This is a genomic window from Pseudobacteroides sp. (assembly GCF_036567765.1).
Classification (GTDB): domain Bacteria; phylum Bacillota; class Clostridia; order Acetivibrionales; family DSM-2933; genus Pseudobacteroides.
Window position 1 is genome coordinate 18,631 of record NZ_DATCTU010000007.1, and the last position, 22,447, is coordinate 41,077.

Here is a 22,447-nt window from a genome sequence, read left to right on the forward strand (position 1 = left end):
GATGGGGTATCTATCAAATGTAGTAAGTGTTTATAAAAAAGAGACAAGGTCTTATTTTAATTCCCCTATGGCTTATATTATACTTGGCCTCTTTATGTTTATATCATCTATATTATTTTTCCTTATAAATCTGAATAATAGTTATGGAACATTGTCATGGATGTTTAGGGAACCGATTTTTTCATTGATACTCATTATGTTTAGTTCAATATTGACAATGAGAATGTATGCGGAAGAAAGAAAAAACGGTACAGAGGTCCTTCTGTTTACATCACCAAGTAAGATTTCCAGTATTGTAATCGGTAAGTTTTTAGCAGCATATACTCTTTTCCTTGCTATGACTGCACTTACGCTGGCTTTCCCACTTGTTATTGTCATATTCAAAGGAGCATTCACACCACAGATGATAGGTGGTTATGTTGGCTTTATACTTTTTGGTTCATGTCTTATTTCAATTGGCTTGTTAGCTTCAGCATTGACAGAGAATCAGATTATAGCTGCAATTATAAGTTTTATATCAATGTTCTTCCTTTTTATAACAGGTATATTTGCAAGTACCTTTGGAGGAGTTGTAACTGAAATTCTCAGATGGGTTTCACTTTTTGAAAGATTTACAGACCTTTCTTCCGGGATATTCCGTTTGGGTACTATGACTTACTTTGCAAGTGTTACTGTAACATTGATTGTTATAACATTTTTGATAATTGAAAAAAGACGTTGGAGTCAGGGGTGATAAAAATGACAAATAAAAACTCAAAGAGTTTTAAATATGGTGCAGCGGCATTATTGACTGCTGTGATAGTTATTGCAATTGCAATAATTGTAAATCTTATTGTGATCAGACTTGATATCCAATGGGATTTAACAACTAACAAAATATATAGCTTGAATAAGACTTCCGTAGATTTTGTTCAGAAGCTTACAAAGGATGTTACCATATATGGATTATATGATAATACCAAAATTGAAAGCGGAGATACGTATGCAATAGTTAATGAGCTTCTTAAGCAGTACAAGAATGCATCACCTAAAATTGCTATAAAATATGTTGATGTTGATAAGGATCCAGGTATAATCAATCAGCTCGATCCTCAGAAAACAAAAACAATTGCAAAGGGAGATATTTTAGTATCCAGCGGCAAGAAGCTGGACGTTATACCTGCAGCCAGCATTACTTATTCCCAGTCCACCCAAATGGGTCAGGATACAAGCCTGTTGGTTGAAAACTATATAACTACCGCTATAAAGAGGGTTAGCAGTGACAAGACACCAACAATATATTACACTACAGGTCACAACGAAAATTTACTTGTTGAAGAATTCAACCAGATCAGAATAGCAGTAGAAGGCGGCGGATATTATACCAAAGCATTGAATCTCCAGACAGAACCTAAAGTTCCAGATGACTGTGAGCTAATATTTGTTATGGCTCCTAAATCAGATTTATCAACTGATGAAGCAAAAAAGGTTACCGACTATCTTGATAGGGGCGGTAAAATATTCTTTGCGTTTGATCCGGTTGTACCAAATCAAAATCTGCCGGCATTTGACAAGATATTAGGCCAGTACAACTTTAGCCTCAATTATGACAAGGTTAAAGAAGGGGATAAAAACAGGTATGTATCGGGAGATGCAAACAACCTATTGGTATTCCTTGAATCAAATGCTATTTTAGGGGAAATACCTGCAGGCCAGTATGCCATAAATATGCCGAATTCAAGAAGTATCAATATTTTGAAAACAGTGAAGGAAGGCCTTGAAATTGTATCACTTGCAAAGACATCCGAACAAGCAGTGGGTATGCAGATTGACAAATCAAAAGGAAAAGATATAAACGGTCCTTTGGATGTTGTAGTTGCTGCAGAATATACCGGAGGCATGCAGGACAGCAGAATAATGGTGTGGGGTAACGCCTCAATGTTTAAGGATCAGTACATTAACCAAAACACATACCAGATTCTAGCGGTTTGCATGGGATGGCTTATTCAGAACAAGGATGATATGGGCATACCGCCAAAGAGCCTCAATTTAGAAACAATTACCATTTCTCAAACCAATGCAAACATCACCGGTATAATACTGGTTGGTGCCATACCACTTCTGATATTTGGATTGGGTACCTTCGTATGGCTTAGGAGGAGGCATTTATGAGAACGTTCAAGAATGTTATTATTCTTGCAGTAGTAATGGTTGTTTTAGTTGGTGCTTTGGTAGCTGTTAGTGTATTTAAAAAAGACAATGAGGAGAATGTTCAGGCAGAACCTACATCGAATCTCATACCATTAATGGATGCCAAGAAAGATGATATTACAGAATATACTATTGAAAATCAAGGTAATAAGTTTACTGTAACCCATAAAGGAACTGACTGGGTGCTGACTTATCCTGCAGGGGTCAATTACAGTAAAATAGAAACTGAGAACATGGCTAATAATGCCAATTCTATAAATGCGACAAGGGTTATTGAAGAAAATGCAACTGATTTAAAGACATACGGTCTTGATACACCGGCCATAGTTTCTGTGAAAACAAAGGATGGTAAGGAGCAGGTTATTGAGATAGGTGCTAATACACCGACAGATGATGGTACCTATGTAAAAACCAAGGGATCAAATACTGTTTATCTTGTAGACAAGTACAGCGTAAGCTCCTTTAAGGTCTCCAAGTACTTTTTCTGGCAGAGGGTGCTATTTGATATGACAACAGAAGATATCAATTCGTTAACTCTTGAACGTCAGGGAAAAGTGGCTTTCAAGGTTAAACTTGACAGTGATAAAAAATGGTATCTGACTGAGCCTTTGGAAGGTGCGGCAAATTCAAACAAATTGGAGCCTTATTTGAACGGGATCCCAAATTTGACAGCAAATTCAATCGAAGAGGATAAGCCAAAGGATCTTGCAGAATTTGGCCTTGATAAACCATCTTATGTTATGACTCTTGATACAAAAAAAGGAATCAAAAAGCTCTATCTGGGCTCTGAGATTATAAAGGGTCAAGAGATATATGGAAAGCTTGAAGGCAGCGATACAGTTTATATTCTTCCTGTTTCAAGCTTAAATTACCTTGACTTACCGCTTAAAGAACTGGTTGAAGGTTTGGTTTACTGTCCTGACATATACGATGTAAATGATTTTACAATTGATATGGATGGTAAGACTACACAAGTCAAGCTCCAGCTGGATGAAAAGAAGGATACCGATAAGGATAAATTCTTTGTAAACGGTAAAGAGGCAAACAAAAAGAACCAGCAGGGAGAAGTGTTTGTAAGGGTATTGTACAGGGCAATAATCGGAATCGGTTTTATCGATCTTGATGCTGAAAATAAAGCTGTTCCTCCAGGAAAGCCTGAAATTACCTTCACCTATAACTTGAAAAAGGCACCGGGTAAAGTTACTGTTGAGTATATTCCTAAGGATACATCAACCTATTATGCTGTGATTAATGGGAAGTTCACGGGCAAGATTGTATCAAAGATGGAATTCGATATGCCTGGTGGTGCAAAAGATTCTCTCAGGAAACTGTTTGAATCACTTGACAGCAAGTAATAAGACAAAGTACAGATTCACACTTAATATAAAAACTAAAACCCTTTAATTTAAAGGGTTTTAGTTTTTTTAAAATCATAATATGTTAAAATTAATTAGAATTAATTAAACAGTCCCACATAGAATTATATTGAAATATTTCTTATGTCTGGGGTGTTTTTTTGAGTGAGGAAATAAAAAACATTTATAAAGTTGCAAGCATCTATGTGACGACAATAATAGGGGCAGGGTTTGCTTCAGGGCAGGAGATTGCCAGGTTTTTCTCTGGCTATTACAAAGGCGGATTCTATGGCATAGTGGCTGCCGGAGTATTATTTGCCATAGTAGGTTGGTTTGTTCTTGACAGGGTTTACATAGGAAGAATAAAGAATTACGAAGAGTTCCTATACCCTACTGTGGGATGGGTTTTTGGAAGGGTTATGGATATTGTGGTGACACTGTTTATGTTTTCTGTGTTAAGCATAATGGTAGCTGGGCTTGGCAGCATATTATCCGATAAACTGAGTTTTTCTTTACCTCTAGGAGTAACGATAATGGCTTTTGTCTGCATGCTGCTTATGCTGACAGATATCAGGGGAATAGTGGCATTAAGCAGTTTAATAACTCCCATTCTTATTCTGGGAATAGTTTTTACAGGGTTTTATGTTATAATATTTAGAGACTCATCAGTATTTAGTATGACAGGTACTTTAAAGGGTATTACAAATAACTGGGTTTTATCTTCCCTCATATATGTAAGCTATAACAGTATTATGTCAGTTGTTGTAATGTCTAACATGCTTCCTTACCTCAAAACAAGAAAAACAGGGGTTTTAGCAGGAATTCTAGGTGGAGTGTCATTATGTGCAGTAGCACTTTTGCTAAATACAGTTATCAATATTTTTTACTCTGAAGTTTCAGGCAAGGATTTTCCCATACTAACTATTTTGGAAAAATACGGTGCTTATTTTACCAGCTTTTATACCTTTATATTATGGCTGGCAATGTTTTCATCTGCAGTAACTTCCGGATATTGCCTGGTTGACAGAATAGGAAGTAAAGTTAAGATAAACAGAAAGCTGATAACGGTTCTGACCTGCATACTGATTATTCCTGTTTCCTGCTTCGGGTTTACAAACCTTATAGCTTCTCTTTACACGACTTTTGGTTATATAGGTTTGTTTATGGTATTTGCAATTTTATTTCAAGAATTCAAGAAGGCCTAGGGTAAGTTATTTAATTGTACACAACTTTACTTAAAGAAATTTTGAAATTATGCTGTAGTGTGTGGTAAAATAATAAATTATTACAGAAGTATGATAAAATAATAAATTATTACAAAAGAAAATCGGAGAAATAAATTATGAAACATTCCGAAAAAGATAAGGGCAGTAAGGTTGTGTATACGGATAGGGCAGGAGGAGGAAGCTTAAAGCTTAGAAATTTTGCTGTATTTCTGGTTCTTGTCTTAGTAGTAGTAGGTACATCTGCATTCATGTATTTAAAAAGCAAAAATGTTGACATTGAAAACATGAGCTTTAAAGATATAGTAAGTGAGTTAATGGATATAACGGGAAATAACGGCGGCAATAAAATTGCCAAGGAAATAGAGTTCGGTGCAAATGAGAAGCATGTTTTTACTACCTGTAAAGGCCTAATTATCGAGAGCGTTAAGAACAGAGTAAAAGCTTTGAATGAACATGGTGAGGAACAGTGGGTCGTCTCGGTATATGCTGGAAACCCAATTGTGAAGAGTGCCGGTTCCTATATAATGGTAGCGGATCTAGGAGGCAAAGATGTTTATCTGCTTTCAGGCAAGACACTTAAGTGGAGCCAGAAGATGACCGGTAACATTATAAACGCCGATGTAAACGAAGCGGGATATGTATCCGTTGTCAGAGAGGAGAAAGGCTACAGGGGTGCAGTTACAATTATAAATAAAAGCGGCAGGGTGGTTATCACAAAAAAGATGGCCAAAAGGTTTGTTTTTATGTCAGAAGTATCACCTAAAGGCGATAATTTGGTGATTAACGGATTCGATGCTTCAGGAGTTAAATCCAAAGCTGTGGTTATATTGGACGATTTTAGCAAGGATATAAAAAATGCCCTTGATACTGGGGAGACTTCCTTGTTCCCTATTGTTGGATTCTTTGATAATGGCGATTTGGCAGCAGTTGGAGATTCCAGTGTTTACTTGTTTGATGATAAAGGAAAGACAAAATGGGTACAAAAACTAACCAACAAAAGCGTGATATGCGGAGATTTATTGACAGGAGATTCAATTGTTGCTGCATTAAGTGATATGGATAGTTCGGGAAAGATAACAGGGAATAAAACAGATATAACTCTTATTAATGAGGATGGGGAGAAGAGTGTGATTTATTCCACAGACATGAGGGTAAAAAACATAAAGACATATAATGGAATCGTTGCCGTTAATACAGGAACTTCTGTATATTATATAAACAGCAAGGGTAAACTTCTAGGCAAGTTTGATTCAAAAACAAATATTTCCGATGTGCATTTTATAAGCAGGCAAAAAGCTGTCTTAGTTTGTAAAGACAGTTTAATTATAAACAATATACATTTATAGAGATAAGCATTACAGGAGGATAAAATGAATTGGTGTGATTTGGTAGTTATAGGAATAATTTTGGGGTTTGCAGTTTATGGTATGTCTAAGGGATTTATTATGAGCGTATTCAAATTGCTGTCTTTTGTAATTTCTTTGGTGCTGGCATTTCTACTCTATCCGTATGTCTCCAAGTTTTTGATGGGAACAGCATTGCATGACAAGATAAAAGAAAAGATACTTGATACCTTGATACTTCAACAGTCAGGAACTTTAGCAGGAGCGAAAAATGCTGTGGCTGACAAAGTGGTGGAAAGCCTGAATGTACCAGGATTCTTAAAGGATGTAATAAAGAGTAAGTTTCCCGACCCTACCAAGCTTATAGATTTACAGCAGATAAATAATATTATAAGTGAAGAAATGACCAAAATCGTAATTTACGTTATAAGCATGATTCTTTTATATGTATTGGTAAGGGTCATACTGGTATTTGCAAAGTTCATACTGGGGGAAATATCAAAGCTGCCAGTCTTCAAACAGGTCGATAAGGTTGGGGGATTTGCATTCGGAGGAGTTGAAGGCTTTCTTACTGTCTATATAATATTTACAATATTAATGATATTCAGTGCGGCACCTAGCTTTAAAGGCCTATTCGATTCTTTGGAAGGTTCAGTTGTAGCTAAATATATCTTTGAGCATAATTTCATATTTAACCTGTTATCAGGAAAGGGATAACCTGGATAAAACAAATACTGGGAAAACCATAAATCTACTAAAAACACTGGACAGGGTTATATAAATCGTAGTAAAATATCTTTAATATAAATTCCAGATTATTTCTGGGTTAATAATTAGCCGGGTCAAACCCCCGGCTATTGTTTTAATGTCTAATGTATACAATAAGAGAGAGGACTATTTAAATATAGAACTGGAAAGTGAGGATTATGAATATGAGAAGTGATGTTGTAAAAAAAGGTATAGAAAGAGCACCTCACAGATCTTTGTTTAAAGCAATGGGATATACTGATGAGGAAATTAAACGCCCGCTGATTGGGGTTGTCAACTCAAAAAGTGAGATTGTACCGGGACATATCCATTTAGACCAGATTGCTCAAGCAGTAAAGGCAGGAATAAGGATGGCAGGAGGAACTCCTGTTGAATTTGGTTCAATAGGTGTTTGCGACGGTATTGCAATGGGTCATATGGGAATGAAGTATTCACTGGCAACAAGAGAGTTGATTGCCGATTCCTGCGAAGCAATGGGGCTTGCCCATAGCTTCGACGGAATGGTTTTTATTCCAAATTGTGACAAGATTGTACCTGGAATGCTTATGGCGGCGGCCAGAATAAATGCTCCCGCTATTGTAATAAGCGGTGGCCCCATGCTTTCACTGAACAAAAACGGTAAACAGCTGGATTTAAACAGTGTTTTCGAAGCAGTAGGCTCATATAAGGTAGGTAAAATAAATGAAGAAGAGCTGTGTGATATTGAAAACAGTGCATGTCCAGGGTGCGGATCATGTTCCGGTATGTTTACTGCAAATTCAATGAACTGTCTAACTGAGGTTCTTGGTCTAGGACTCCCGGGCAATGGTACAATACCTGCTGTATATGCCGAAAGAATCAGGCTTGCTAAAATGGCAGGTATGAAAATAATGGAGTTGGTTGAGAAAGATATAAAGCCTTCCGATATATTGACTCCTAAAGCATTTGAGAACGCCCTGGCTATGGATATGGCTCTTGGTTGTTCAACAAATTCAGTGCTTCATTTACCGGCAATAGCAAATGAAGTTGGTGTGGAAATTAACCTTGACATAATAAATGAGATCAGCAATAAGGTACCTAATCTGTGCAAGCTTGCACCATCAGGACACCATCACATACAAGACCTCTATGCTGCTGGAGGGGTACAGGCAGTTATGAAGGAACTAACTAAGAAAAACCTTCTGAATCTGGATTTGATAACTGTTACAGGTAAAACAGTAGGTGAAAATATTGAAAAGGCAAAGGTACTGGACAATGATGTTATAAGAGATATCGACAACCCATACAGTGCTACAGGCGGAATAGCCATACTAAAAGGTAATATAGCTCCCGACGGTGCTGCTGTCAAGCGTGCAGGTGTTGCAGCGGAAATGCTTGTCCACAAAGGTCCTGCAAGGGTGTTTGACTCGGAAGATGCAGCGATTGAAGCCATATATAACGGAAAAATAGTTAAGGGTGATGTTGTAATTATACGGTATGAAGGGCCTAAGGGTGGTCCCGGTATGAGAGAGATGCTCGGTCCTACATCGGCAATTGCAGGTATGGGTCTTGATAAGGATGTAGCACTTATAACGGACGGACGTTTCTCTGGTGCTACAAGAGGTGCTTCCATAGGTCATGCTTCACCTGAAGCTATGGAGGGCGGACCTATAGCAGCTGTAGAGGAAGGGGATATTATTAGCATTGATATAGTAAATGGGAAATTGGATGTTGATCTAAGTGACGAGGAAATTGCAAACAGGCTTAAGGATTGGACTGCTCCGGCTCCCAAGATAACAAAGGGGTACCTTGGAAGGTACTCTAAGCTTGTAAGCTCTGCAAGTACAGGTGCTGTTTTAAGTAAGAATGTATAATAACTAAAATGGAATAGGAGGAGAATAAAATGAAGTTGACCGGGGCACAAATATTAATTGAATGCCTTAAGGAGCACAATGTAGACACCATATTCGGTTTTCCCGGCGGTGCTGTTTTAAATATATATGATGCTTTGTATAAGGCAAAGGATGATATAAAGCATGTGTTGACATCACATGAGCAGGGTGCATCTCATGCGGCTGACGGCTATGCGAGAGCTACAGGCAAAGTGGGAGTATGTCTGGCCACCTCAGGGCCTGGTGCAACAAACCTTGTTACCGGTATAGCAACGGCGTATATGGATTCGGTGCCTATGGTTGCAATTACGGGACAGGTTGCCACAAGTCTTTTGGGAAGAGACTCTTTCCAAGAGGTTGATATAACAGGTATAACAATGCCGGTAACAAAGCATAACTATATTGTTAAGGACGTAGAAAAGCTGGCGGATATAGTCAGGGAAGCATTTTATATAGCAAGGGAAGGAAGGCCGGGACCTGTTCTCGTCGATATATGTAAGGATGTTACTGCGGCGGAGGCGGAATATGAAAGAAAAACGCCAAGGACTATTGAAGAAAGACCTATTGGAGTAACAGAGGATGAAATTGACCGTGCGGCAGAGATTATAAACAATGCAAAGAGTCCCTTTATACTGGCAGGCGGAGGAGTTACCATAGCCGGAGCAAATGAGGAGCTTCTAAAGCTTTCTGAGAAGTGCAAAATACCGGTGGCCAACACATTAATGGGGCTTGGGTCATTCCCGGGAACAAATGAGCTTTTTACAGGTCTCACAGGTATGCATGGCACAAGGACGTCAAATCTTGCAGTATCCGAATCGGATTTGTTCATCGCTATAGGTGCAAGGTTCAGTGACAGGGTTATAAGTAATGTTAAAAAGTTTGCACCTGATGCAAAGATAATGCATATAGATATAGACCCTGCAGAAATAGGCAAAAATATTGTAGTACATTACCCTTTAAGCGGGAATATTAAGAAGATATTAAAACACCTTATATCAAAGGTAGATAAGAAAAAGAAATCTGAATGGGCTGACAAGGTAATAGCCTGGAAAAAGGAATTTCCATTAAAATACCAGAACGATGGTATTTTACGGCCTCACTATATTATTGACAGAATTTATGAGCTCACCAAGGGCGATGCTATAATAACAACAGAGGTTGGCCAGAATCAGATTTGGGCAGCACAGATATACAAATACACAAACCAAAGGCAGTTTATTTCATCAGGTGGTTTGGGAACCATGGGATTCGGCCTCGGTGCATGTATTGGGGCACAGTTCGGCAGACCGGATAAGAAGGTTATCAATGTGGCAGGGGACGGAAGCTTTAGAATGAACCTGACTGAGCTTGCTACTGCAGTTGAATACAAGGTTCCTATAATTGTTGCACTCTTGAATAACCATGTTTTAGGTATGGTGAGACAGTGGCAGGAGCTTTTTTATGACAGCAGATTTTCATCTACAACAATAGATAGAGGTACTAACTTTGTTGCACTGGCGGAGGCATTTGGTGCAATAGGTATTAATGTAACAAAGCCTGAAGAAGTTGATGACGCTATTAAGAGAGCCCTGGTATCAAAAGACAGGCCTGTTGTTATTAATTTTGAAATTGACAGGGATGACAAGGTATTCCCCATAGTTCCGCCAGGAGCACCGATCAGCGAGCTTATTGAGGAATAAAAGTGATTTTATATTGAGTCAAGGCTAAAGCATGAATGAAAAATTACTTCCGCTTTTGAGCGGGTGTTGACGAGTTAAGTCAACACATGAGCAAAATTTATAGCGGAAGTTATTTTTTTGATCATTACTAAGGCAATAATTAAACAATTAAACTATAAAAACTAAATTTAGCCTTGACTTATAAAGAAATATGTGTTAAATTAATGATTGCACTGCAAAAAGGTCTTTTTTTTATGCATTGAAATTTTTACATAGATACGTTAATACAGGCTGGAGGTGTTTAAGAATGAGAGTAAAAATAACATTGGCATGTACTGATTGCAAGCAGAGAAACTACAACTCAATGAAAAATAAAAAGAATGATCCTGATAGACTTGAAATGAAAAAGTACTGCAGATTCTGCAGAAAGCATACTGATCATAAAGAAACAAAATAATTTTTTAGGAGATACACTTATGGCTGAAGAGGTAATGAAAAAAGAATCAAAGTTTTCAAATTTACAAAAAAGCCTTACCAGATTCTTCAAAGACGTAAAGAGTGAGCTTAAGAAGGTAATTTGGCCAAACAGAACGCAGCTTACAAACAATACGTTGACGGTTTTACTTGCCTGTCTTGTTATAGGAGCTATAATCTGGGCTGCAGATTTTGGTTTGCTTAAATTGGCAGGAGTAGTCTTTAAAGCAAGATAATTTTGAGGAGGGTATGAAGCTCTTAGCTTCGTAACAATATGTCAGAAGATGCTAAATGGTATGTAGTTCATACTTATTCCGGATACGAAAATAAGGTTAAGGCAAATTTGGAAAAAATTGTCGAAAATAGGAGTATGCAAGAATACATTCTTGATATTGTTGTTCCGATGGAAGAACAGATTGAAATCAAGGATGGTAAGAAAAAAGCTACTCTCAAAAAAGTATTCCCGGGATATGTATTAGTAAAAATGATTATGTCGGACGAGTCCTGGTATGTTGTTAGAAACACCAGAGGTGTGACCGGGTTTGTCGGTCCGGGTTCTAAGCCTGTTCCGCTCACAGATGAAGAAGTCAAGGCTATGGGAGTTGAAGAGTTCGCACCTGTAGTTGATTACGAAGTCGGTGATAACGTCAGAGTTGTCTCGGGACCACTTGAGAACTTTATTGGTCTTGTTGAAGAAATAAATATGGAAAAACGGAAAGTCCGCGTAGCAGTATCAATGTTTGGAAGAGAGACTCCAGTTGAACTGGAACTTGTCCAAATCAGCAAAATTTAGTTTCCAATAGTGTTACTGGTTGATTTATTAATTTGATTTATTGATCTTTGATGCTATTAAATAGTGCAATAGCACTTATATAAGGAATGCCTTAGAATAAATCCGTATTCACAAGGATAAAATCCTGACGATTTAGCGGGGTTTTGTACGATGAGAATCGGGTGTTAGTTCTTAGCCATTACTAAACATGCACAAAAATATAATTGGGAGGTGGATAATATGGCTAAAAAGATAACTGGCTATATTAAACTTCAGATTCCTGCGGGTAAAGCGACTCCGGCTCCACCGGTTGGACCAGCATTAGGACAGCATGGCGTTAACATTATGGGATTTTGTAAAGAGTTTAACGAAAAAACTGCAAAGGATATGGGATTAATAATTCCAGTAGTTATCACAGTATATGCAGACAGATCGTTCTCATTTATTACAAAGACTCCGCCAGCGGCTGTACTATTGAAAAAAGCTTGTAAAATTGAAAGCGGTTCAGGTAAGCCTAACAAGGAAAAAGTTGCTAAAATATCAAAGGATGAAGTAAGGAAAATAGCAGAATTAAAAATGCCTGACCTCAATGCAGCAAGCGTTGAAGCAGCGATTAGCATGATTGCAGGTACAGCTAGAAGTATGGGTATAGTAGTAGAAGAGTAATATTAAGTACTCATGTTTTAGTAATTGGACATTGATTGTCCAATGTGGGAGGGAAATAGATTTCCCGAAAATTTACCACGAAGGAGAGGATAATAATGAAGAGAGGAAAGAAATACAAAGAGAGTGCGAAACTTGTAGACAGATTCAAACTTTATGATCCATCTGAAGCATTGGATCTTACTAAGCAGACTGCAAAGGCTAAGTTTGATGAAACCGTCGAAGTTCACATAAAGCTTGGTGTTGACTCCAGACATGCAGACCAGCAGGTTAGAGGAGCGGTTGTTCTTCCACATGGTACTGGTAAAAAGGTAAGGGTTCTTGTATTTGCTAAAGGCGATAAGGCTAAGGAAGCGGAACAAGCCGGAGCAGATTTTGTTGGAGCAGAGGAACTTGTTCCGAAGATTCAAAATGAAAACTGGTTCGAATACGATGTAGTTGTTGCAACTCCTGATATGATGGGTGTTGTTGGTAGACTCGGTAAGGTTCTTGGTCCTAAGGGGCTTATGCCAAATCCAAAAGCCGGAACGGTTTCAATGGATGTGGCTAAAGCAATAGCTGATATCAAAGCCGGTAAGATTGAGTACAGGCTTGATAAAACAAATATCATCCACTGCCCGATAGGTAAGGTTTCGTTCGGCCTTGATAAGCTGGCTGAAAATTTCCGTACATTATTGGATGCGGTTGTAAAGGCTAAGCCTGCAGCAGCAAAGGGACAGTATTTGAAGAGTGTTGTTGTTACATCAACAATGGGCCCTGGTATAAAGATCAATCCTACAAGGGTTGCTGAATAAGAAAATTATTTCAAATTTAAATAAACTAAATAATTGTGCCATAGACAGTAGGTGCCATAAGGCGTAACAGGTTATCCTTCCTACCGAGGTGATATTGAAAGTGATTTTAATGCCCTCGTACGTCTATGTCTGTACGAGGGTTTTAGTTATTTATATTGGTTTAAAGATAGTATAAAGGAGGTGTAAAAAAGTGCCAAGTGAAAGCATATTAGCCCACAAGAAAGAAGTTGTTAAAGAACTTTCAGCTAAAGTAAAGGAAGCTCAATCAATCGTACTTGCTGATTATAGAGGACTTACCGTTGAGCAGGATACCGAACTTAGAAATGCTCTCAGAAAAGCAGGTGTTGAGTACAGGGTTGTTAAAAATACATTGACTAAATTTGCTTTGAAGGAAAACGGAATCGAAGGTGTGGATGAACACTTAAACGGTCCTACTTCAATAGCTATGTGCAGCACTGATCCTGTTGCTCCTGCCAAGGTTTTGGCAGAGTATGCAAAGAAGTTTGATAAGCTTGAGCTTAAAGTTGGTGTTGTTGACGGCAAGGTAATTGATGTTGACGGTATAAAACAGCTTGCAGAGCTTCCATCAAGAGAAGTCCTTATTGCAAAGGTTCTCGGCGGATTCAATGCTCCGATTTCCGGTTTCGTAAATGTACTGAACGGAAACTTGAGAGGTTTGGCAATAGTATTGAATGCTATTGCAGAAAAGAAGCAAAGTGCTTAAAAATTGCTTGATTAAAATTATTAACTATTAAAAATTTAAAGTATATGAAAATAACGGAGGGTTATTAAAATGGCTAGTGAAAAAGTTACAAAGATGATTGAAGATGTTAAGGCGTTAACAGTATTGGAATTGGCTGATTTAGTTAAAGCATTGGAAGAAGAGTTCGGCGTATCAGCAGCAGCTCCTGTAATGATGGGTGGAGCAGCTCCTGCAGCAGCAGCAGCTCCTGCAGCTGAAGAAAAGACTGAGTTCAATGTAATATTGAAGGATGTTGGAGCAGACAAGATTAAGGTTATCAAAGTTGTTAGAGAAGTTACAGGCTTAGGCTTAAAAGAAGCTAAGGACCTCGTTGACGGAGCTCCAAAGCCAATCAAAGAAAATGTTGCTAAGGATGAAGCTGCATCAATCGAAGCTAAATTCAAAGAAGTTGGAGCAACTTGCGAAATAAAATAATTTAACTTTTAAAAAGCTTCTTAACTGCAGCAATTGTAGTTAAGAAGCTTTTTGCATGACTAATTAAAGGTTGCTTTGGGAGCCATTAATATTCTAAGCATTATTAATATATAAAATAGAAGGAACTGAATTTAATTGGCTAAAATTGGATTTGTAATAAAAGATTAAAAATAAATAAAATTTAAAAGATTTATCTTGACAAGTTGTTATTTCAATGGTAGTATTATATACTGCGTTATAATTTCATGGTAAAATTGAGCTTTACTGAAATTTTATACTTATTACAAATAAATTATAACACGATAGAATAAATAAGACAATAATTGTTAATAATATTTTAATAGCAAAACAGTATTATATTAGTCTATGTACTTTTATTAAAAATATTCAGAATATGTTATGTAGAATTGATAAAATGTTTTGTATAAGATTTTGATATGGTATTTATAAAAGGAGAATATTTACCATCATTTTTGCATACTTTTATAGTTTTATAATAAAATTATAAGATGGTTTTGTTAGCTTGATCGTTGAAAAATAATGGGATCAAATACATAGGAGAAAATAAAATCAGCTTTAATCACTTTTATTTAATGATTAAAATGATTTTTATATATAAAAAGTAAAAGTATTTGTTAATTAACTAACAATAGAATTGTTTGATACATTTATATTAAAGGTGATAAATCTATTTAAGCACGTTTAATATGGTAAAGTGATGATACGATATGAATTTTCGGAAGGGGGCAGGTTTTCAAGTTACAGAAATTAGTCCTTAAAAAGTCATAATTATGAGGTGATATTTAATGGTACATCCCGTTAGTCTAGGTAAAACTACTAGGATGAGCTACTCAAAAATCGATGAAGTTCTAGACATGCCAAATCTTATTGAAGTTCAAAAAAATTCTTACAGGTGGTTCCTCGAAGAGGGACTTAGGGAAGTTTTTAGAGATGTATCCCCGATTACCGACTACACTGGTAATCTTATTATGGATTTTGTTGATTATTCTCTCGATGACAATCCAAAGTACAGTGTAGAGGAATGCAAGGAAAGAGATGCAACTTTTTCAGCTCCCCTTAAAGTAAAAGTAAGACTTATTAATAAGGAAACCGGTGAAGTAAAGGAACAGGAAATTTTCATGGGTGATTTTCCTCTCATGACTAACAACGGAACCTTCATAATCAATGGAGCAGAGAGGGTTATCGTAAGTCAGCTTGTAAGATCTCCTGGAATATACTATTCAATGAAATTTGACAGAACCGGAAAGAAGCTTTATTCAAATACTGTCATCCCTAACAGAGGGGCATGGCTTGAGTATGAAACAGACTCTAACGATATAATTTCTGTCAGGATTGATAGAACGAGAAAGCTGCCTATTACAGTATTATTAAGAGCTTTGGGTTTTGGTACGGACTATGAGATAACTCAGCTTTTAGGTGAAGATGAGCGTATTTTAGCAACAATACAAAAAGACAACTCAAAGACTACCGATGAAGGCTTGCTTGAGGTATATAAAAGACTTAGGCCAGGAGAACCTCCTACTGTTGACAGTGCTCGATCCTTGTTGAACAGCCTTTTCTTTGATTCAAAGAGATATGATTTGGCAAGATTCGGAAGGTTTAAGTTTAACAAAAAGCTTTCATTGGCTACAAGGATATATGGATTTAAAGCAGCTGAAAATATTGTTCACCCTGAAACCGGTGAAATACTCGCTGCTGAGGGTGAAGTAATAGGAAGAGAGAAATCGGTTGAAATAGAAAACTCAGGCGTAGGTTTTGTACATGTTCTGGCTGAAGGAAAGAGCGTAAAAGTTATCGGCAACAAAATGGTGGACATAAAGGCTTATGTTGATTTTGACGTTAGCGATATTGGAGTTAATGAAAAGGTCAAGGCAGATGTCCTTGAAGCCATATTAAGGGACAACAAAACCGAAGCTGAAATTAAGAAAGCTTTAAAAGAAAATCTGGGAGAACTTATTCCTAAATATATAACGATTGATGATATCGTTGCTTCTATAAACTACATTATAAATCTCTCCTACGGTATAGGAACAGTTGATGACATAGACCACCTTGGCAATAGAAGACTCCGTTCAGTAGGAGAACTTCTGCAAAACCAGTTCAGGATCGGATTGGCTAGGATGGAGAGGGTTGTAAGAGAAAGAATGACTATTCAGGATATAGATATAGTTACCCCTCAGGCTCTTATTAATATAAGGCCTGTTGCAGCAGCTATAAAAGAATTCTTTGGAAGCAGCCAGTTGTCACAGTTTATGGATCAAACCAATCCATTAGCTGAGCTGACTCACAAAAGAAGGCTAAGTGCTCTTGGTCCTGGTGGTTTGAGCAGAGAAAGAGCGGGCTTCGAAGTCCGTGACGTTCACCACTCTCACTATGGCCGTATGTGTCCTATAGAAACTCCTGAAGGTCCTAACATAGGTCTTATAGGTTCATTGAGTACCTTTGCAAGAATCAATGAATATGGATTTATTGAGGCTCCATATAGAAAAGTTGATAAGGAAACAGGTCTTGTAACAGGTGAAATAGTATACCTTACAGCAGATGAGGAAGATAAGTTCTTTGTTGCTCAGGCCAATGAACCACTTAATGAAGATGGCAGATTTGCAGCCAAGAAGGTTGCTGCAAGATATAGGGAGGAAATTCTTGAAGTTGAATATTCAAAAGTAGACTTCATGGATGTTTCGCCTAAGCAGTTGGTATCCGTTGCAACAGCAATGATTCCATTCCTTGAAAATGATGACGCCAATCGTGCCCTCATGGGATCAAACATGCAGCGTCAGGCGGTTCCGCTTATAAAAGCATCGTCTCCTATTATAGGTACAGGGATAGAATATAAAGCGGCAAAAGACTCAGGTGTTGTCGTTCTTACTCAGAAGGGCGGTGTTGTTGAAAAGGTATCCGCCAATGAGGTTGTTATAAGAAATAACGACGGAAAGAAAGAAGTACACAAACTTTTAAAATATATGAGATCCAACCAGGGAACATGTATCAACCAAAGGCCTATAGTCGCTAAAGGTGAAGTCCTCCAGCCGGGTGATGTTATAGCTGACGGACCTTCTACCGAGCTTGGCGAAATAGCTCTTGGTAAGAACATACTGATTGCATTCATGACTTGGGAAGGATACAACTATGAGGATGCTATCCTTATAAGTGAAAAGCTGGTAAAAGATGATGTGTTTACATCAATTCATATAGAAGAGTATGAAGCAGAATCAAGGGATACAAAGCTTGGTCCTGAAGAGATAACAAGAGATATTCCAAATGTAAGTGAGGAGTCCTTAAAGGACCTTGATGACAGAGGAATAATAAGAATAGGAGCTGAGGTCAGGTCTGGTGACATACTGGTTGGAAAAGTTACACCAAAGGGTGAAACTGAGCTGACAGCAGAAGAAAGGCTCTTAAGGGCTATATTCGGTGAAAAGGCAAGAGAAGTAAGAGATACTTCACTACGTGTTCCTCACGGTGAATCGGGTATTATAGTTGATGTTAAGGTATTCACAAGGGAAAATGGTGATGAGCTTCCTCCAGGGGTTAACCAATTGGTTAGATGTTATATAGCTCAAAAGAGAAAAATTTCCGTTGGTGATAAGATGGCCGGAAGGCACGGTAACAAAGGGGTTATCTCAAGAATACTCCCTGAAGAGGATATGCCGTTCCTGCCCGATGGTACACCATTGGAAATAGTGTTAAACCCACTCGGGGTTCCGTCACGTATGAATATCGGTCAGGTTCTTGAAGTTCACTTGGGTTATGCTGCAAAGGCACTTGGCTGGAAGATCGCAACACCTGTATTTGATGGTGCCACAGAAGATGACATAGTTGAAACACTTAAGTTGGCAGGAAGAGATCCGGACGGGAAAACAGTTTTGTATGATGGAAGAACAGGAATGCCCTTTGATAACAGAGTAACCGTCGGTTATATGTATATATTGAAACTTGCCCATCTTGTTGACGACAAGATCCACGCTCGTTCAACCGGTCCATACTCACTTGTTACGCAGCAGCCTCTGGGCGGTAAGGCTCAGTTCGGCGGACAGAGATTCGGGGAAATGGAAGTTTGGGCTCTTGAGGCATACGGTGCAGCCTATACGCTTCAGGAAATACTCACTGTTAAGTCTGATGACGTTGTTGGTAGGGTTAAGACCTATGAAGCGATTGTTAAGGGAGAAAATGTTCCGGAACCTGGAATACCTGAATCATTCAAAGTCTTGATAAAAGAGCTTCAGAGCTTGTGTCTCGATGTTAAGGTATACTCTGAAGAGCAGGAAGAAATAGCAATAAAAGAATCTGTTGAAGATGAGCTTGAAGAATTGAACGTTAATATAGAAGGCAGAGAAGATGAAATTCCGTTAGCGGACTTCGATGATATCGGAGAAGATGTTATGGATGAGGAAATGGATATGGACGATTTTGAAATCGGAGATATCAGTACCGGAGACAAGATTGATGACGTAATGGAAGAAGATATTTTTGCCGATGCTGAGGATTTCGGAAGCGGATTTGATGACGACGATATTATCTAAGGAAGGGAGAGAAGCCGATGTTTGAACTAAATAATTTTGATTCTATAAAAATAGGCCTAGCATCTCCGGAAAAGATAAGAGAATGGTCAAGAGGCGAGGTTAAAAAGCCTGAAACCATCAATTATAGAACATTGAAGCCTGAGAGGGACGGTCTTTTCTGTGAAAGGATTTTCGGACCTCAGAAGGACTGGGAATGTCACTGTGGAAAGTATAAAAGAATCAGATATAAAGGCATAGTATGTGACAGATGTGGTGTTGAAGTAACAAGATCCAAGGTAAGAAGGGAAAGAATGGGGCATATCGAATTGGCTGCCCCAGTATCCCACATTTGGTATTTCAAGGGTATACCCAGCCGTATGGGATTAATCCTTGATATGTCCCCAAGGGTACTTGAAAAGATATTGTACTTTGCATCATATGTAGTTATAGATCCGGGGCAGACACCGCTTTCAAAAAAGCAGCCTTTAACTGAAAAGGAATACAGAGACAGTTTGGAGAAATTTGGCCCCAAATTTCGTGCAGAAATGGGAGCAGAAGCTATAAAAGAGCTTCTTGTAGAAATTGATCTGGAACAGTTGTCCAAGGAGCTTAGGGCTGAACTGGAAGAAACAACCGGACAAAAAAGAATCAGAACAATTAAAAGACTTGAAGTAGTTGAGTCTTTCAGATTGTCATCCAACAGACCAGAGTGGATGATTATGGATGTTGTTCCTGTTATACCGCCTGAACTAAGACCTATGGTACAGTTAGATGGTGGAAGGTTTGCAACATCAGACTTAAATGACCTATACAGAAGAGTTATAAATCGAAACAACCGTTTAAAGAGACTTTTAGACCTGGGTGCTCCCGATATCATTGTAAGAAATGAAAAGAGGATGCTCCAGGAAGCGGTTGACGCACTTATAGACAATGGCAGAAGAGGAAGGCCTGTAACTGGCCCTGGCAATAGGCCGTTAAAGTCCCTTTCAGATATGTTGAAGGGTAAGCAGGGACGTTTCCGTCAGAACCTCTTGGGTAAGCGTGTTGACTATTCAGGCCGTTCGGTTATAGTTGTCGGACCTGACCTTAAGATATTCCAGTGCGGACTTCCTAAGGAAATGGCACTTGAGCTCTTTAAGCCTTTTGTAATGAAAAAGCTTGTTAATGATGGCCTCGCACACAATATTAAGAGTGCAAAGAGAATGGTTGAAAGAGTACGTAACGAAATATGGGATGTTTTGGAAGAAGTAATCAAAGAGCACCCAGTGCTTCTAAACCGTGCACCAACCCTTCACAGACTTGGTATTCAGGCATTTGAGCCAGTACTTGTAGAAGGTAGAGCATTAAAGCTTCATCCATTGGTTTGTACAGCGTACAATGCCGACTTTGACGGTGACCAGATGGCTGTTCACGTGCCCCTCTCAGCAGAGGCACAAGCAGAAGCAAGGTTCTTGATGCTTTCAGCAAACAACCTGTTGAAACCTCAGGATGGTAAACCTGTTACTGTACCGACTCAGGATATGGTTTTGGGTAGTTATTATCTAACAATAGAAAAGCCGGGGGAGCCTGGCGAGGGTAAAATATTCGGATCGCCTGAAGAAGCAATAATGGCTTATGACAATGGATTCTTAGGACTCCATGCACCTATCAAAGTAAGAATGAAGAGGGATATCAGAGGTGAGAGCTGTTACAGGATAATTAATGCCACAGCGGGGAGACTTATATTCAACGAAGCTATTCCGCAGGATCTTGGGTTTGTTGACAGAAATGATCCTGAAAAGGAAGCAGACCTTGAAGTAACATTCCTTGTCGATAGAAAAGCATTAGGGCGTATAATCGACAAATGTATAAGGGTTCATGGAACTACAGAGACTGCTATTGTACTTGACAGGATAAAGGCTCTTGGCTTTAAATATTCTACAAGAGGTGCAATAACCATCAGCGTATCCGACATGGTTATACCTGAGATTAAGCAGCATTACCTTAAAGAAACTGAAGACAGGATTGAAAATATAGTAAAGCAATATAAGAGAGGTCTTATATCTGATGAAGAAAGATATAACTCCGTTATAGCTGCTTGGACAGAGACAGTAGAAAGCATTACTCAAGCCCTGATGGCCAACCTGGACAGATTTAATCCAGTTTATATGATGGCTCACTCAGGAGCAAGAGGTAACGTTAATCAGATAAGACAGCTGGCTGGTATGAGAGGACTTATGGCGGATACTTCCGGTAAGACAATCGAGATACCTATAAAGGCTAACTTCCGTGAAGGCCTTAATGTTCTTGAGTACTTTATATCAACTCACGGAGCAAGAAAAGGTCTTGCAGATACAGCTTTAAGAACTGCCGACTCAGGTTACTTGACAAGACGTCTTGTTGACGTAAGTCAGGATGTTATAGTCAGAGAAATGGATTGCGGTACCAGGAAAGGTATTGTTGTTTCCGATATTAAAGACGGAACTGAAGTCATAGAAGGTCTTGAAGAAAGAATCACAGGAAGATATGCTGCTGAAGCTATTACACACCCTGAAACCGGTGAAGTATTGATAGAAGCAGGCAAGATGATAAAAGAAGGTACGGCAAGCAAGATAGTAAAGGCGGGACATAGAAAGATCAAGATCAGATCTGTTCTTACCTGCCACTCCGAGTATGGGGTTTGCGGTAAGTGCTATGGAGCCAACCTTGCAACCGGTGAAGATTGTAACGTCGGTGAAGCCGTTGGTATCATAGCTGCCCAGTCAATTGGTGAGCCAGGTACACAGCTTACAATGAGAACATTCCATACAGGTGGTGTTGCCGGTGATGACATCACACAAGGTTTGCCACGTGTAGAGGAATTGTTTGAGGCAAGAAAGCCAAAGGGTCTTGCAATCATATCCGAAATACCGGGTACGGTTAAGATAAGCGAAACAAAGAAAAAGAGAGAAGTTATTATTACTTCAGAGGATGGAGAGGCAAGGAACTATCTTATACCATACGGATCAAGGATCAAGGTAAGTGATGGTGAAGTAGTCGAGGCCGGTGACGAGCTCACAGAAGGTTCCGTTAATCCTCATGATATACTGAAAATAAAAGGTATAAACGGTGTTCAGTCCTATCTGCTGTCAGAGGTACAAAGGGTTTACAGACTGCAGGGGGTTGACATCAACGATAAGCATATAGAAGTTATTGTAAGGCAGATGCTCCGCAAGGTTAAGGTTGAAGAGGCTGGTGACACAAACCTTCTTCCGGGAAGCCTTGTAGATATATTTGATTTCGATGAAGAAAATGCTAAGGCATTGGCTGAGGGCAAGAGACCTGCAGAAGCAAAGAGAACTTTGCTTGGTATAACAAAGGCATCACTTGCGACTGAGTCCTTCTTATCGGCAGCATCCTTCCAGGAAACAACAAGGGTATTGACCGAAGCGGCTATAAAAGGAAAGGTTGATCCTCTGGTAGGACTTAAGGAGAATGTTATCATAGGTAAACTGATACCTGCCGGAACAGGAATGAGCAGATATAAGGATATAAACATAAGTACTGTTGGTGTAGAATAACAAATAAAGCTGCAAAATAGTACAGACATTAAAATGGAGTCAGTGTTTACTGGCTCCTTAATCCTTGACAAAATAAAATTTAAGATATAAAATATTTTAGTGTGTGTTTAAGTAT

The 22,447-nt window shown here is 38.6% G+C and carries 17 protein-coding genes and 1 other annotated feature; all 17 genes read left to right on the top strand.

Annotated elements, in window-relative coordinates:
- Window position 1: 1 nt before the first annotated feature.
- The 17 genes from VIO64_RS01365 to rpoC all read left to right on the top strand — a co-directional run bounded on the left by VIO64_RS01365 (window position 2) and on the right by rpoC (window position 22,332).
- A complete protein-coding gene (locus tag VIO64_RS01365) occupies window positions 2-733 on the top strand; it encodes an ABC transporter permease (RefSeq protein ID WP_331914471.1) in 732 nt (243 codons plus the stop codon).
- A 5-nt stretch (window positions 734-738) separates the two neighbouring features.
- Window positions 739-2,151: a GldG family protein gene (locus VIO64_RS01370; RefSeq protein WP_331914473.1), complete on the top strand. Its 1,413-nt coding sequence runs from the start codon at window positions 739-741 to the stop codon at window positions 2,149-2,151.
- The gene (locus VIO64_RS01375; RefSeq protein ID WP_331914475.1) at window positions 2,148-3,545 is read left to right on the top strand and encodes a DUF4340 domain-containing protein; all 1,398 of its coding nucleotides are present in this window, start codon (window positions 2,148-2,150) and stop codon (window positions 3,543-3,545) included. Before VIO64_RS01370 ends, VIO64_RS01375 begins: the two co-directional genes overlap by 4 nt.
- A gap of 161 nt (window positions 3,546-3,706) precedes the next feature.
- Window positions 3,707-4,750, top strand: coding sequence for a hypothetical protein (locus VIO64_RS01380; protein ID WP_331914477.1), 1,044 nt, complete (start codon window positions 3,707-3,709; stop codon window positions 4,748-4,750).
- 137 nt (window positions 4,751-4,887) lie between these two features.
- Window positions 4,888-6,117, top strand: a complete 1,230-nt coding sequence (locus VIO64_RS01385) for a DUF5711 family protein (protein WP_331914479.1) — start codon at window positions 4,888-4,890, stop codon at window positions 6,115-6,117.
- A gap of 24 nt (window positions 6,118-6,141) precedes the next feature.
- Complete coding sequence (locus tag VIO64_RS01390) at window positions 6,142-6,831, top strand: CvpA family protein (protein WP_331914481.1); 690 nt, start codon at window positions 6,142-6,144, stop codon at window positions 6,829-6,831.
- A 215-nt stretch (window positions 6,832-7,046) separates the two neighbouring features.
- Complete coding sequence (ilvD, locus tag VIO64_RS01395; protein WP_331914483.1) at window positions 7,047-8,714, top strand: dihydroxy-acid dehydratase; 1,668 nt, start codon at window positions 7,047-7,049, stop codon at window positions 8,712-8,714.
- 29 nt (window positions 8,715-8,743) lie between these two features.
- Complete coding sequence (ilvB, locus tag VIO64_RS01400; RefSeq protein WP_331914485.1) at window positions 8,744-10,411, top strand: biosynthetic-type acetolactate synthase large subunit; 1,668 nt, start codon at window positions 8,744-8,746, stop codon at window positions 10,409-10,411.
- A 286-nt stretch (window positions 10,412-10,697) separates the two neighbouring features.
- The gene (rpmG, locus tag VIO64_RS01405) at window positions 10,698-10,847 is read left to right on the top strand and encodes a 50S ribosomal protein L33 (protein ID WP_331914487.1); all 150 of its coding nucleotides are present in this window, start codon (window positions 10,698-10,700) and stop codon (window positions 10,845-10,847) included.
- A 19-nt stretch (window positions 10,848-10,866) separates the two neighbouring features.
- Complete coding sequence (gene secE / locus VIO64_RS01410; protein WP_331914489.1) at window positions 10,867-11,100, top strand: preprotein translocase subunit SecE; 234 nt, start codon at window positions 10,867-10,869, stop codon at window positions 11,098-11,100.
- A 38-nt stretch (window positions 11,101-11,138) separates the two neighbouring features.
- Window positions 11,139-11,657, top strand: a complete 519-nt coding sequence (gene nusG, locus VIO64_RS01415; protein ID WP_331914491.1) for a transcription termination/antitermination protein NusG — start codon at window positions 11,139-11,141, stop codon at window positions 11,655-11,657.
- 219 nt (window positions 11,658-11,876) lie between these two features.
- The gene (rplK, locus tag VIO64_RS01420; RefSeq protein WP_331914493.1) at window positions 11,877-12,302 is read left to right on the top strand and encodes a 50S ribosomal protein L11; all 426 of its coding nucleotides are present in this window, start codon (window positions 11,877-11,879) and stop codon (window positions 12,300-12,302) included.
- Window positions 12,303-12,397: 95 nt separating this feature from the next.
- Window positions 12,398-13,093, top strand: coding sequence for a 50S ribosomal protein L1 (gene rplA, locus VIO64_RS01425; protein ID WP_331914495.1), 696 nt, complete (start codon window positions 12,398-12,400; stop codon window positions 13,091-13,093).
- Between the two features lie 20 nt (window positions 13,094-13,113).
- Window positions 13,114-13,249 (top strand) — a sequence feature (ribosomal protein L10 leader region).
- A 34-nt stretch (window positions 13,250-13,283) separates the two neighbouring features.
- A complete protein-coding gene (rplJ, locus tag VIO64_RS01430) occupies window positions 13,284-13,817 on the top strand; it encodes a 50S ribosomal protein L10 (RefSeq protein ID WP_331914497.1) in 534 nt (177 codons plus the stop codon).
- Window positions 13,818-13,886: 69 nt separating this feature from the next.
- Entirely contained in the window at window positions 13,887-14,270 is a 384-nt protein-coding gene (rplL, locus tag VIO64_RS01435; protein WP_331914499.1) for a 50S ribosomal protein L7/L12, read from the top strand.
- 806 nt (window positions 14,271-15,076) lie between these two features.
- Window positions 15,077-18,814: a DNA-directed RNA polymerase subunit beta gene (rpoB, locus tag VIO64_RS01440; protein ID WP_331914501.1), complete on the top strand. Its 3,738-nt coding sequence runs from the start codon at window positions 15,077-15,079 to the stop codon at window positions 18,812-18,814.
- A gap of 17 nt (window positions 18,815-18,831) precedes the next feature.
- Complete coding sequence (rpoC, locus tag VIO64_RS01445) at window positions 18,832-22,332, top strand: DNA-directed RNA polymerase subunit beta' (RefSeq protein ID WP_331914503.1); 3,501 nt, start codon at window positions 18,832-18,834, stop codon at window positions 22,330-22,332.
- Window positions 22,333-22,447 lie beyond the last annotated feature (115 nt).

Bases quoted from the DNA above. Each gene is read 5' to 3' on its own strand.
- VIO64_RS01365 (WP_331914471.1), top strand. From the start codon at position 2: ATGGGGTATCTATCAAATGTAGTAAGTGTTTATAAAAAAGAGACAAGG.
- VIO64_RS01370 (WP_331914473.1), top strand. From the start codon at position 739: ATGACAAATAAAAACTCAAAGAGTTTTAAATATGGTGCAGCGGCATTA.
- VIO64_RS01375 (WP_331914475.1), top strand. From the start codon at position 2,148: ATGAGAACGTTCAAGAATGTTATTATTCTTGCAGTAGTAATGGTTGTT.
- VIO64_RS01385 (WP_331914479.1), top strand. From the start codon at position 4,888: ATGAAACATTCCGAAAAAGATAAGGGCAGTAAGGTTGTGTATACGGAT.
- VIO64_RS01390 (WP_331914481.1), top strand. From the start codon at position 6,142: ATGAATTGGTGTGATTTGGTAGTTATAGGAATAATTTTGGGGTTTGCA.
- ilvD (WP_331914483.1), top strand. From the start codon at position 7,047: ATGAGAAGTGATGTTGTAAAAAAAGGTATAGAAAGAGCACCTCACAGA.
- ilvB (WP_331914485.1), top strand. From the start codon at position 8,744: ATGAAGTTGACCGGGGCACAAATATTAATTGAATGCCTTAAGGAGCAC.
- rpmG (WP_331914487.1), top strand. From the start codon at position 10,698: ATGAGAGTAAAAATAACATTGGCATGTACTGATTGCAAGCAGAGAAAC.
- secE (WP_331914489.1), top strand. From the start codon at position 10,867: ATGGCTGAAGAGGTAATGAAAAAAGAATCAAAGTTTTCAAATTTACAA.
- nusG (WP_331914491.1), top strand. From the start codon at position 11,139: ATGTCAGAAGATGCTAAATGGTATGTAGTTCATACTTATTCCGGATAC.
- rplK (WP_331914493.1), top strand. From the start codon at position 11,877: ATGGCTAAAAAGATAACTGGCTATATTAAACTTCAGATTCCTGCGGGT.
- rplA (WP_331914495.1), top strand. From the start codon at position 12,398: ATGAAGAGAGGAAAGAAATACAAAGAGAGTGCGAAACTTGTAGACAGA.
- rplL (WP_331914499.1), top strand. From the start codon at position 13,887: ATGGCTAGTGAAAAAGTTACAAAGATGATTGAAGATGTTAAGGCGTTA.
- rpoB (WP_331914501.1), top strand. From the start codon at position 15,077: ATGGTACATCCCGTTAGTCTAGGTAAAACTACTAGGATGAGCTACTCA.
- rpoC (WP_331914503.1), top strand. From the start codon at position 18,832: ATGTTTGAACTAAATAATTTTGATTCTATAAAAATAGGCCTAGCATCT.